This is a genomic window from Serratia sp. CY76391 (assembly GCF_052166695.1).
In the GTDB taxonomy this organism is placed as follows: domain Bacteria; phylum Pseudomonadota; class Gammaproteobacteria; order Enterobacterales; family Enterobacteriaceae; genus Serratia; species Serratia nematodiphila.
This window is the reverse complement of sequence record NZ_JBJNOJ010000001.1, coordinates 802,934-815,898: the sequence shown is the minus strand read 5'-3', so window position 1 is coordinate 815,898 and position 12,965 is coordinate 802,934. Positions and strand designations below refer to the sequence as shown.

At 58.9% G+C, this 12,965-nt stretch carries 10 protein-coding genes; 5 read left to right on the top strand and 5 right to left on the bottom strand.

The annotated features are described in order from the left end of the window. Positions 1-146: 146 nt before the first annotated feature. On the bottom strand, positions 147-1,193 hold the full coding sequence (ansB, locus tag ACJ8PN_RS04085; protein WP_411261474.1) for an L-asparaginase 2: 1,047 nt from the start codon (positions 1,191-1,193) through the stop codon (positions 147-149). Positions 1,194-1,341: 148 nt separating this feature from the next. Between ansB and ycaO the strand changes: the two genes are divergently transcribed. The 4 genes from ycaO to pflA all read left to right on the top strand — a co-directional run bounded on the left by ycaO (position 1,342) and on the right by pflA (position 7,786). Continuing rightward, positions 1,342-3,105, top strand: coding sequence for a 30S ribosomal protein S12 methylthiotransferase accessory factor YcaO (ycaO, locus tag ACJ8PN_RS04080; RefSeq protein ID WP_004928282.1), 1,764 nt, complete (start codon positions 1,342-1,344; stop codon positions 3,103-3,105). Positions 3,106-3,566: 461 nt separating this feature from the next. Next, complete coding sequence (gene focA, locus ACJ8PN_RS04075; protein WP_004928284.1) at positions 3,567-4,427, top strand: formate transporter FocA; 861 nt, start codon at positions 3,567-3,569, stop codon at positions 4,425-4,427. A gap of 54 nt (positions 4,428-4,481) precedes the next feature. Beyond that, positions 4,482-6,764: a formate C-acetyltransferase gene (gene pflB, locus ACJ8PN_RS04070; protein ID WP_033633448.1), complete on the top strand. Its 2,283-nt coding sequence runs from the start codon at positions 4,482-4,484 to the stop codon at positions 6,762-6,764. Between the two features lie 281 nt (positions 6,765-7,045). Beyond that, positions 7,046-7,786 carry a pyruvate formate lyase 1-activating protein gene (gene pflA / locus ACJ8PN_RS04065; RefSeq protein ID WP_015377324.1) on the top strand — a complete coding sequence of 247 codons (741 nt, stop codon included), beginning with the start codon at positions 7,046-7,048 and terminating at the stop codon, positions 7,784-7,786. A 49-nt stretch (positions 7,787-7,835) separates the two neighbouring features. On the opposite strand, the gene ACJ8PN_RS04060 is transcribed toward pflA, so the two are convergent. Continuing rightward, positions 7,836-8,987, bottom strand: a complete 1,152-nt coding sequence (locus ACJ8PN_RS04060; RefSeq protein ID WP_085336387.1) for an MFS transporter — start codon at positions 8,985-8,987, stop codon at positions 7,836-7,838. Between the two features lie 163 nt (positions 8,988-9,150). Between ACJ8PN_RS04060 and ACJ8PN_RS04055 the strand changes: the two genes are divergently transcribed. After that, entirely contained in the window at positions 9,151-9,516 is a 366-nt protein-coding gene (locus ACJ8PN_RS04055; RefSeq protein WP_049187485.1) for a DUF1801 domain-containing protein, read from the top strand. A 53-nt stretch (positions 9,517-9,569) separates the two neighbouring features. On the opposite strand, the gene serS is transcribed toward ACJ8PN_RS04055, so the two are convergent. The 3 genes from serS to lolA form a co-directional block, all read right to left on the bottom strand. Next, on the bottom strand, positions 9,570-10,862 hold the full coding sequence (gene serS / locus ACJ8PN_RS04050; protein WP_004928296.1) for a serine--tRNA ligase: 1,293 nt from the start codon (positions 10,860-10,862) through the stop codon (positions 9,570-9,572). 109 nt (positions 10,863-10,971) lie between these two features. Then, entirely contained in the window at positions 10,972-12,258 is a 1,287-nt protein-coding gene (locus ACJ8PN_RS04045; protein WP_351106857.1) for a replication-associated recombination protein A, read from the bottom strand. Between the two features lie 67 nt (positions 12,259-12,325). Beyond that, entirely contained in the window at positions 12,326-12,937 is a 612-nt protein-coding gene (lolA, locus tag ACJ8PN_RS04040; RefSeq protein WP_004928303.1) for an outer membrane lipoprotein chaperone LolA, read from the bottom strand. Positions 12,938-12,965: the final 28 nt, after the last annotated feature.

Below are 12,965 nucleotides of genomic sequence, written 5' to 3'. Positions count from 1 at the left end.
GATGACAGGCTCTGCGGCCGTCGTGATTGTTTGGACGATAAAACCCTGTGACATGGGGAAATTCAGCGGGTTAACGCGGTGTTTTATGCTGTATTCAGCCAAGATGGCTGCGGGAGCCCGGATGGCCCCCGCAAGAGAGGAAACGATCAGTACTGATTAAACATCTGCTGGATCTGCTTCGCGTCTTTGGTTTGCGTCAGCGCCAGCTGCAGCAGAATGCGCGCCTTTTGCGGATTCAGCGTGCCGGCGGCCACGAAGCCGTACTTGGCGTCGTCCACTTCCGCATCCTCGGTGGTGGCGCCGGTCGGCACGCGCGAAGAACGCACCACCGCCACGCCGTTGTGCGCCGCCGTCGCCAGGGTGTCGAACACGGTTTTATACAGGTTGCCGTTGCCGACCCCGGCGCTGACGATGCCCTGATAGCCTTCGGCGATCAGCGCCTTGGCCGGCGCATCGGAGGCGTTGGCGTAGTTGTAGACGATGCCAACCTTCGGCAGCTCGTTCAGCTTGGTGACGTCGAACGGCGTCTCCCGGGTATGCTTACGCTGCGGCGAGCGCTGGTAATCGATCTTGCCGTTGTGGATATACCCCAGCGGGCCGTAGTTTGGCGACTGGAAGGTCTGCACGGCGGTGGTATTGGTCTTGGTGACGTCACGCGCGTCCAGCACGGTGTCGTTCATCGCCACCAGCACCCCGCGGTTGGCCGATTGCGGATCCGCCGCCGTCACCACCGCGTTATACAGGTTGAACGGGCCGTCGGCGCTCATCGCCGTCGCCGGCCGCATCGCCCCCACCAACACCACCGGCTTGTCGCATTTCACCGTCAGATCGAGGAAATAGGCCGTCTCTTCCAGCGTATCGGTGCCGTGGGTGATGACGAAGCCGTCGGTTTTGCCGCAGTCGGCGTCAATTTTCTTCGCCAGCGTCAGCCAGACCTGATCGTTCATGTCCTGCGAGCCGATGTTCACCACCTGTTCCCCCTGCACGTTGGCGATATCTTTCAGCGCCGGCACCGCATCCACCAACGCCTCGACGCCCAGTTTGCCCGCGGTATAGTTGGATTTCGTCGCCGAATCGCCGCCGCCGGCGATAGTGCCGCCGGTCGCCAGCAGGGTGATGTTGGGCAGCGCCAGTGCCGAGGCGCTGACGCCGGTCAACAAGAGGGTTAACGCGCTGAGTTTCACTGATTTCATTAGATTTCTCCGTGACAGATAACTTGCTGAATTATGGTCTTTATCCTTAAAAAAACTGTGACTTTGCCACCGCTTTAGGAATACGTGGAGCTCCAGCGTAAAACCCCGTATCATTGCGCGTTTTTAGTACGCGCAAAAAGTGAAGACAATGACGCAAACTTTTATCCCCGGTAAAGACGCCGCCCTGGAAGACTCCATCTCCCGTTTCCAGCAGAAACTGAGCGATCTCGGTTTCAACATCGAAGAAGCCTCCTGGCTGAACCCGGTGCCGCACGTGTGGTCGGTGCACATCCGCGATCGCGATTGCCCGCTGTGCTTCACCAACGGCAAAGGCGCCAGCAAAAAAGCCGCGCTGGCCTCCGCGCTGGGTGAATATTTCGAGCGCCTGTCCACCAACTACTTCTTCGCCGATTTCTATCTGGGCAAGCAGATCGCCGAAGGCGACTTCGTGCACTATCCGAATGAGAAATGGTTCCCGATCCCTGAAGACGACGCGCTGCCGGCCGGCATCCTCGACGAACGTCTGCACGCCTTCTACGATCCGCAGCAAGAGCTGAGCGCCAGCGATCTGGTCGATCTGCAGTCCGGCAACGCCGATCGCGGCGTATGTGCACTGCCGTTTACCCGTCAGTCCGACCAGCAAACCGTGTACATCCCGATGAATATCATCGGCAACCTGTATGTTTCCAACGGCATGTCCGCCGGCAACACCGCCAACGAAGCGCGCGTGCAGGGCCTGTCGGAAGTGTTCGAGCGTTATGTGAAAAACCGTATCATCGCCGAATCCATCAGCCTGCCGGCGATCCCGGACGAGGTGCTGAACCGCTACCCGGGCGTGGTGGAAGCTATCGCCAAGCTGGAAGAGGAAGGTTTCCCGATCCTCTCCTATGACGCCTCGCTGGGCGGCAACTACCCGGTGATCTGCGTGGTGCTGTTCAACCCGACCAACGGCACCTGCTTCGCTTCATTCGGCGCGCACCCGGACTTCGGCGTGGCGCTGGAGCGCACGGTAACCGAACTGCTGCAGGGCCGCAGCCTGAAAGATCTCGACGTGTTCACCGCGCCGACCTTCGATGACGAAGAAGTAGCGGAACACACCAACCTGGAAACGCACTTCATCGACTCCAGCGGCCTGATCTCCTGGGATCTGTTCAAGCAGGACGCGGACTATCCGTTCGTTGACTGGAACTTCAGCGGCAGCACGCAGGAAGAGTTCGCCACCCTGATGAGCATCTTCGACAAGGAAGACGCGGAAGTGTATATCGCCGACTACGAGCACCTGGGCGTCTACGCTTGCCGCATCATCGTGCCGGGCATGTCCGATATCTACCCGGCGGAAGACCTGCTGCTGGCTAACAACAGCATGGGTGCGCACCTGCGCGATACGCTGCTGGCGCTGCCGGGCAGCGAGTGGGAGCCGGAAGAATACCTGGCGCTGATCGAGCAGTTGGACGACGAAGGGCTGGACGATTTCACCCGCGTACGCGAACTGCTGGGCATTGCCAGCGGCAAAGACAACGCCTGGTATACCCTGCGCGTGGGCGAGCTGAAATCGATGCTGGCGCTGGCGGGCGGCGATCTGGATCAGGCGCTGATCTGGACCGAATGGACGCAGGACTTCAACGCCTCGGTGCTGAGCCCGGCGCGCAGCAACTACTACCGCTGCCTGCAAACGCTGCTTCTGCTGGCGCAGGAGCCTGAACGCGAAGCGGCGCAGTACTATACCGCGTTCGTGAAGATGTACGGCCAGGAAGCGGTCGACGCCGCCTCCGCCGCCATCAGCGGTGAAGAGCGCTTCAACGGGCTGTTCGCCGTCGATGCCGATCTGAAGGCGCTGCCGGCTCACCAGGCGCTGCTGGCGGCTTACGAGAAGCTGCAGGCGGCCAAACGCCGCCACTGGGCCAAGGCCTAAGCATCATCAGGGGATACTGCCACTTTGGGAGTACCCCTGTTGCCAAACGCCGCACTCCGTTGCGGCGTTTTCAATTTTGCGGTTTATTTCAACGCATTCGGTTTTATTTTTTCGCCGGGAAATAGGTGGTTAAACGACCATAAAAATAAATAAACCGTCAATTGTTGCCGGACGGTGAAATAATAATTAACCGATAATTAAACTTTCAGCGCCGCGCGGCGACAAAACGCCTAAAAATTTAACTTTACTCTGCGCCGACCACTCGGTGTATTCAAAAAAATTTGCAAACATTAAAAAATTGTTTTTTATTAAAAATCAATAAATTAACCATAAAAACCACACAAAAAACACGTCATTTCACCGCTCTACTTCCCCGCCTTATGATCCAAATCAAATTTTCCCCTATACTGCTTTGCTAGTATCTCATTGCGTTGTTTTAACCCTTAAGAGCGAGAGTTAGTTTGAAAACTGACAGCCCCTTCGATCTGATTTTACCTGCGGCAACGGCGAAAATCGCTGAGGATGCCGGCGTGTATAAAGCCACCAAACATCCGCTGAAAACGTTTTATTTGGCAATCACCGCCGGTGTCTTCATTTCCATCGCCTTCGTCTTCTACATCACGGCGACCACCGGCACCGCCGGCGTGCCTTTCGGGCTGGCGAAACTGGTCGGCGGCATCTGCTTCTCTCTTGGGTTAATGCTGGTGGTGGTGTCGGGCGCCGACCTGTTCACCTCTACCGTGCTTATCGTCATCGCCAAGGCCAGCGGCCGCATCAGCTGGGGCCAGCTGGGCGCCAACTGGCTGAACGTTTATCTCGGCAACCTGGTCGGCGCGCTGTTCTTCGTGGCGCTGATCTGGTTCTCCGGCGAGTATATGGTCGCCAACGGCCAGTGGGGCCTGAATGTCCTGCAAACCGCAGACCACAAGCTGCATCACACCTTCATCGAAGCCGTGTGCCTCGGCATTCTGGCCAACCTGATGGTCTGCCTGGCGGTCTGGATGAGCTACTCCGGCCGCACCCTGACCGACAAGATGCTCGCCATGGTGCTGCCGGTCGGGATGTTTGTCGCCAGCGGTTTCGAGCACAGCATCGCCAACATGTTTATGATCCCTATGGGCATCGTGGTCAAACACTTCGCCACGCCGGAATTCTGGCAAGCCGTAGGGGCGGTACCTGAGCAATTCGCTCATCTGACAGTAAGCAACTTCATCATCGACAACCTGATTCCGGTCACCCTCGGTAACATCATCGGCGGTGGTCTGCTGGTTGGGTTGACTTACTGGGTAATTTATCTGCGCGGGGGCCGCGAGCAGCACTAAGCTGTGAGTAACCGCGCGCAGAGTTAGAAATCCACAATCAAAGGTAGGTGTACAATGACCGAACTTAACGAGAAATTAGCCAACGCTTGGGAAGGTTTCAGCAAGGGTGACTGGCAGAATGAAGTCAACGTTCGTGACTTCATCCAGAAAAACTACACGCCTTATGAGGGTGACGAATCCTTCCTGGCTGGCGCTACTCAAGCCACCACCACCTTGTGGGACAAGGTTATGGAAGGGATCAAACTGGAAAACCGCACTCATGCGCCGGTTGATTTCGACACCAACGTTGCTTCAACCATCGTTTCTCACGACGCGGGTTACATCGCCAAAGAGCTGGAAACCATCGTGGGTCTGCAGACCGACGCCCCTCTGAAACGCGCGCTGATCCCGTTCGGCGGCATCAAAATGGTCGAAGGTTCGTGCAAAGTGTACGGCCGCGAACTGGATCCGCAGCTGAAAAAAGTGTTCACCGAATACCGCAAAACCCACAACCAGGGCGTATTCGACGTTTACACCAAAGACATCCTGAACTGCCGTAAATCCGGCGTGCTGACCGGTCTGCCGGACGCCTACGGCCGCGGCCGCATCATCGGCGACTACCGCCGCGTGGCGCTGTACGGTATCGACTTCCTGATGGCCGACAAGCTGAACCAGTTCAAATCGCTGCAGGAAAAACTGGAAAACGGCGAAGATCTGGAAATGACCATCCAGCTGCGTGAAGAGATCGCTGAACAGCATCGCGCTCTGGCTCAGATCAAAGAGATGGCCGCCAAATACGGTTACGACATCTCCGGCCCAGCCACCAGCGCGCAAGAAGCGGTGCAGTGGACCTACTTCGGCTACCTGGCCGCGGTGAAATCCCAGAACGGCGCCGCCATGTCCTTCGGCCGCGTGTCCACCTTCCTCGACGTGTTCATCGAGCGCGACATCAAGGCGGGCAAACTGACCGAAGAACAAGCGCAGGAGCTGATCGACCACCTGGTGATGAAACTGCGTATGGTGCGCTTCCTGCGTACTCCTGAGTACGATGAGCTGTTCTCCGGCGACCCAATCTGGGCGACTGAATCCCTGGCCGGTATGGGCGTCGACGGCCGTACCCTGGTCACCAAAAACAGCTTCCGCTTCCTGAATACCCTGTACACCATGGGGCCGTCTCCGGAACCGAACATGACCATCCTGTGGTCTGAGAAGCTGCCGCTGAACTTCAAGAAATTCGCGGCGAAAGTGTCCATCGACACCTCTTCCGTACAGTACGAAAACGACGACCTGATGCGCCCTGACTTCAACAACGATGACTATGCCATCGCTTGCTGCGTCAGCCCGATGATCGTCGGCAAACAAATGCAGTTCTTCGGCGCCCGCGCCAACCTGGCGAAAACCATGCTGTACGCCATCAACGGCGGCGTTGACGAAAAACTGAAACTGCAGGTCGGCCCGAAAGAAGCGCCGATGATGGACGAAGTGCTGGACTATGACAAAGTCATGGCGCGCATGGACCACTTTATGGATTGGCTGGCCAAGCAGTACGTGACCGCGCTGAACATCATTCACTACATGCACGACAAGTACAGCTACGAAGCTGCGCTGATGGCGCTGCATGACCGTGACGTTTATCGCACCATGGCTTGCGGCATCGCCGGTCTGTCCGTGGCGGCCGACTCCCTGTCCGCCATCAAGTACGCGAAAGTCACCACCATTCGCGACGAAGACGGCCTGGCTATCGACTTCAAAGTGGAAGGCGAGTATCCGCAGTTCGGTAACAACGACGCCCGCGTCGATGACATCGCCTGCGACCTGGTTGAGCGTTTCATGAAGAAAATTCAGAAACTGCGCACCTACCGCAACGCGGTACCGACCCAGTCCGTACTGACCATCACCTCCAACGTGGTGTACGGTAAGAAAACCGGTAACACCCCGGATGGCCGCCGCGCCGGTGCACCATTCGGCCCAGGTGCCAACCCGATGCACGGCCGCGACCAGAAAGGCGCAGTAGCCTCCCTGACCTCGGTAGCCAAACTGCCGTTTGCCTACGCGAAAGACGGGATCTCCTACACCTTCTCCATCGTGCCTAACGCGCTGGGTAAAGACGACGACGTGCGTAAAGCCAACCTGGCGGGCCTGATGGATGGTTACTTCCACCATGAAGCCTCCATCGAAGGCGGCCAGCACCTGAACGTCAACGTAATGAACCGTGAAATGCTGCTGGACGCAATGGAAAACCCTGAGAAATACCCTCAGCTGACCATCCGCGTCTCCGGTTACGCCGTGCGCTTCAACTCGCTGACCAAAGAGCAACAGCAGGACGTCATTACTCGTACCTTCACTCAAACGATGTAATGCGCCAGCCGGGCGGGAAACCGCCCGGTAGCAACGTCAGGGCCGGTTCTGCCGGCCCTTTTCTCCCACCGCTCTCCCCTGACTCTGTACGAGTCTGTTTTGCCGGACATCTATACTGAATGGATAGCCGGCAAAACAGTTATCCGGCAACTGACCGGCCGACAGGCATCATTACCCCCGGTGGCGGGCTCACCCCGCCACTGCATCGCAGATACCTGGCCGGCGGCCACGCGCCTATTTTTAGACTGCGTTTGACAGTCAATATTGGAGAAAACCCCGCAATGTCAGTAACTGGTCGCATCCACTCCTTCGAATCCTGCGGCACCGTCGACGGGCCAGGGATCCGCTTTATCGTCTTCTTCCAGGGCTGCCTGATGCGCTGCCTCTATTGCCATAACCGCGACACCTGGGATACCCACGGCGGCAAAGAAGTGACCGTCGAAGAGCTGATGAAAGACGCGGTGGCCTACCGCCACTTCATGAATGCCTCTGGCGGCGGCGTGACCGCATCCGGCGGCGAAGCGATCCTGCAGGCTGAATTCGTGCGTGACTGGTTCCGCGCCTGCCATGCCGAAGGCATCAATACCTGCCTGGATACCAACGGCTTCGTGCGCCGCTACGATCCGGTGATCGACGAGCTGCTGGACACCACCGATCTGGTGATGCTGGACCTGAAACAGATGAACGACGAGATCCACCAGAACCTGGTCGGCGTCTCCAACCACCGCACGCTGGAATTCGCCCGCTACCTGGCGAAACGCAACCAGCGCACCTGGATCCGCTACGTGGTGGTACCGGGTTGGTCAGACGACGACAAATCGGCGCATTTGCTGGGCGAGTTTACCAAAGACATGACCAACATCGAGAAAATCGAGCTGCTGCCCTACCACGAGCTGGGCAAGCACAAATGGGTGGCGATGGGGGAAGAGTACAAGTTGGATGGCGTACATCCGCCGAAGGCCGAGACCATGGATCGCGTCAAAGGCATCCTGGAAAGCTACGGCCACAAAGTGATCTACTGATTGGCGCGCGCCACAAGAAAAAACCGGCTCATGGCCGGTTTTTTTATGCTCAGGCGGCGGCGAACGGCGTATGGTGGCGATCCGGTTTCTGCTTCTTCAGCAGCATCAGCAGGTAAACCAGCGCCACGGCGGCGATCATCACGAACAGTACGCGGTCAGAGTAGTTCTGCATCAGCAGCGCCGTCATCGACGGGCCCAGCAGGCTGCCGATGGTGTAGCTCATCAACAGCGCCTGGTTCATCGCCACCAGTTCGTGCGGCATTGCCTTCTCACAGGCCCAGGACATCGCCACCGGATACAGGGTAAAGCCGGCGCAGCCGAGGATGAACAGTGAAGGCGCCATGGCGTAGTTGCCGAGCATCGCCACGCTGGCGAGGATCACCACGAACACCTGAATGCGCAGCACCAGCAGGCGCCCGTAACGATCGGCCAGGCGCCCGACCGGCCATTGGCCGACGATGCCGGAGCTGACCAGCAACGCCATCCAGTAGCCGACGTTAGCGTCGCTCATGCCCTGATGGGAGAGATACAGCGGCATCAGGCCGTACAGCGAACCGAGCACGATGCCGGAGATGATGCAGCCGTTGATGCCGAGGCGCGCGCTGCGGCGTCTCAGCATCGACCACACCGCCGCCTGCTGCGGCTCGTCTTCATGGCGGTTGACCCGCGCGAACAGCATCGGCAGCATGGCGCTGATCACGATGGCGGTCACCCACGGCACCACGTGCAGCAATTCGGTCGAGGTCATGCTCAACAGCAATTGGCCGGTCACCGTACCGAGGTAATAGACAATCATATAGGCCGCCAGCAGTTGGCCGCGGTTGCTGAGATTACCGCTGCGCAGCAGCGCGCTTTCCACAATCACCCAGATCCAGGCGCAACCGACGCCGGCGAAGAAGCGCCAGCCCAGCCAGCTCCAGAAATCGATCGACAGCACCATGCCGGCGGTCGCGGCAGCGAACAACAAACAGGAGAGATGGTAGCTGCGGGTGAAGCCGACGCGCTGGATCAGTTTGCCCGCCACCAACGTGCCCAACAGGTTGCCGCTGAAATAAGAGGAGCTGACCATTCCCACTTGCCAGGTCGACAGCTGAGCATGGGTTAACCAAAGAGGCACTAACGTATTCAAAACGGCAATGGATACCGTGAGCAACAACAGGCCGCAGAGCAACAGGAGCACTGGGCGGGAGTAAGCGGACATAGTGAAATTGTGACCGAACGCGCAATGAGAGTGCGCGCATCATGCCACTGGCGATAAAAAAGTCAATCGCCTCTTATCATTCCAGCGCACGATTTGTTTCCGCCCAAACGACCGAAAAAGCGTTATGCTCAGCGCAGAGCGGATTTGACGACGGAGAAGCAAGATGAGTCAGGCAAATAATGCGGCGGTCGAGACCTTGCTGGCGGACATCGGCAGCACGCACGGCGAGCTGCTGGAGATCATACAACAGGTGCGCAGGGTCGCCGCGGCGAGCGGCAGCGGCGTCACCGAGTCGGTTAAATACGGCGGCATCATGTTCTCACATAGCCAATTTTTCTGCGGCGTTTTCGCCTACCGCAGCCACGTCACGGTAGAGTTCGGCCAGGGCTACCGCCTGGAAGATCGTTATCACCAGCTCGAGGGCAGCGGCCAGTATCGGCGGCACATCAAGCTTCACTCGCCCGACGAGGTTAAAAGCAAGCATCTGGCAGACTACATTAAACAGGCTTATACGCTGGCGAAAGGCTGAATTCTCGACATAAAAAAAGCGCCCGCAGGCGCTTTTTTCTAGTGATTGGCTGTTCAGCCGATATATTCCAGGCCACCCATATAAGGGCGCAGCACTTCAGGCACCTGAATACGGCCGTCGGCCTGCTGGTAGTTCTCCAGCACCGCCACCAAGGTACGGCCAACCGCCAGGCCGGAGCCGTTCAGCGTATGGACCAGACGCGGTTTCTTGTCGGCCTTGCTGCGGCAGCGAGCCTGCATGCGGCGCGCCTGGAAGTCCCACATGTTGGAGCAGGACGAGATCTCGCGGTAGGTGTTCTGCGCCGGCAGCCACACTTCCAGATCGTAAGTCTTGCACGCGCCGAAGCCCATGTCGCCGGTGCACAGCAGCACCTTGCGGTAAGGCAGGTTCAGCAGCTGCAGCACTTTTTCCGCGTGGCCGGTCAGCTCTTCCAGGGCATCCATCGAATCTTCCGGACGAACGATCTGCACCATTTCAACCTTGTCGAACTGGTGCATGCGGATCAAACCACGGGTATCGCGGCCGTAAGAACCGGCTTCCGCACGGAAGCATGGCGTGTGTGCGGTCATCTTCAGCGGCAGAGATTCCTCTTCCACGATCTCGTCGCGCACCAGGTTGGTCAGCGGCACTTCCGCCGTTGGGATCAGCGCGTAGTTGCTGCTGTCGGCTTCTTCTTCCAGCGGGCGGGTGTGGAACAGATCTTCGCCGAACTTCGGCAGCTGGCCGGTACCGTACAGCGTGGCGTGGTTGACCAGGTAAGGCACGTAGGCCTCCAGGTAGCCGTGCTGCTCGGTGTGCAGATCCAGCATGAACTGGGACAGCGCGCGGTGCATGCGGGCGATTTGCCCTTTCATCACCACGAAGCGCGAACCGGTCAGCTTAACCGCGGCGGCAAAATCCAGCCCGCCGGCCATTTCGCCCAGATCGACGTGATCGCGCACCGCGAAGTCGTACTGGCGCGGTTCGCCCCAGCGGGTGACTTCCAGGTTTTCGCTGTCGTCTTTACCATCCGGCACCGCGTCGTCCGGCAGGTTAGGCAGCGTCAGGGCGTAATCGCGGATCTCGCTCTGCAGCGCATCCAGCGCCGCCTTGGCGGCATCCAGCTTGTCACCCAGCTCGTTCACTTCGCGACGCAGCGGCTCGATGTCTTCCCCACGCGCTTTGGCCGCGCCGATGGATTTCGATCGGGAGTTGCGTTCCGCTTGCAGCGTTTCAGTTTCTACCTGCAGAACTTTGCGGCGTTCTTCCTGCGAACGCAGCAGATCCAGATCGAGTTTAAAGCCTCGGCGAGCCAGTTTGACGGCGACTGCGTCTAGCTCATTACGCAGCAGATTGGGATCGAGCATGCTAATCCTGTGCTTGTTGTTATTGAAAGAAGTGTTGTTGTTCTATGCGGCTGATTTATAGCCGCATAAAAGAAGAGTGATACCCGCTAACCTTACCGCAACGGCCACGCTAGCGGTAGCGTTTTGTCGGGCTATTTTGATCCTGCTCAGCCAGCCATGCCAACTTTTCGCCGATTTTCCCTTCCAGCCCGCGCGAGGTCGGTTGGTAGTAGCGCGTATGGGCCATTTCGGGCGGGAAGTAGTTCTCGCCGGCGGCGTAGGCGTTGGGTTCGTCGTGGGCGTAACGGTACTCCGCCCCCAGCCCCATCTCCTTCATCAGCTTGGTCGGCGCGTTGCGCAAGTGCTCAGGTACGTCATAATCGGCCTGCTCCCTGGCGTCGCGCATGGCGGCCTTGAACGCGGTGTAAACCGCGTTGCTCTTCGGCGCGCAGGCCAGATAGACGATCGCCTGCGCGATGGCGCGCTCGCCCTCCGCCGGCCCCACGCGGGTAAAACAATCCCAGGCGGCGATCGCCACCTGCATGCCGCGCGGATCGGCGTTGCCCACGTCTTCAGAGGCAATCGCCAACAGACGGCGCGCCACATAGAGCGGATCGCCGCCGGCGGTAATGATGCGCGCATACCAATACAGCGCGGCGTCCGGCGCCGAACCGCGCACCGATTTATGCAGCGCGGAAATCAGGTCGTAATAACGGTCGCCCTTGTTGTCGAAGCGCGCGCTGCGCTCGCCCGACACCTCTTTCAGCAACTGCGGCGTCAGCACCCGCACGCCTTTGGCGTCCATCTCCGCCATGTCCGCCATCATTTCCAGGCTGTTCAACGCCCGGCGCGCATCGCCGCCCACCAACTCCGACAGCAGGCGGCGCGTTTCCGCCGGCAGCTCGACGTTCTGATCGCCAAAGCCGCGCGCCTTGTCGCTCATCGCCTGATCCAGCACCTGGCCGATATCTTCGGCGGTCAGTGCCTTAAGCAGATAAACGCGGGCGCGGGACAGCAGCGCCGAGTTCAGTTCGAACGACGGGTTTTCGGTGGTGGCGCCGATAAAGGTGATGGTGCCGTCTTCGATGTGCGGCAGGAAAGCGTCCTGCTGGCTTTTGTTAAAGCGGTGCACTTCGTCGACGAACAGGATGGTGCGGCGGCCGGCGTCGCGGTTTTGCCGCGCCCGCTCGATCGCTTCGCGGATCTCCTTGATGCCGGAGGTCACGGCGGAGATCCGTTCGACATCCGCCTGGCCATAACGGCCGATCAGCTCTGCCAACGTCGTCTTCCCGGTACCCGGCGGCCCCCATAAAATCATCGAGTGCAGTTGCCCGGCCTCAATGGCGCGCGGCAGCGGCTTGCCGGCGGCCAGCAGGTGTTGCTGGCCGATATACTGCGCCAGCGTGGTCGGCCGCATGCGCGCGGCCAACGGCTGGAACTCGTTCTGGGAAAAATCGAGCGACAGATTATTACTCACTTGCACCTCACTGGCGCTGGTCGTCCAGCGTCACCCCCTTCGGCGGGGTAAATTTGAATTTGGCCGGATCGGCGGCAACGTTCTGCTGGCTTTTCAGCGTATAAGAACTACGTTGGCCATCCTGCTCCACCGCGGCGAAGCTGCGGATGGTGCCGCTGTTGGTCACGCTGATGGCGAATTGCTTCAGGTTGCCGCTGGCGGATTTTGGCGTTAATTCGAAATCATCGCCCTTTTGCTTCACGTTGTACTGTTTCCAGTCGCTGGCATTATTGCGGGTGATCAGCATAAACGGCGTATTGCCGGTGGCGTTCTTCAACCAGGTCGCCGTCACCTGCTCGACGAACGGGTTGTAAAACCACAGGGTTTGGCCATCGGAGACCAGCACGCTCTCATCGGGTGAGGTCATGTGCCAGTTGAACAGGTTCGGCCGCTTCACCCACAGCTCACCTTCACCCTGTTGCACCGCGGCGCCTTCGGCGCTGGTCACGGTTTGCGAGAAGCTGGCGTGGAAACTGTTCACCTTCGCCAGGCGACTTTGCAGATCCTGTGCGGCATCGGCCAGCACGGAGGTAGAAGCGAATCCCGAAAGCAGACAGCAGGCAACTAACAGTTTTTTCATTATTCCAGATACCTTATGAAATGCGTTA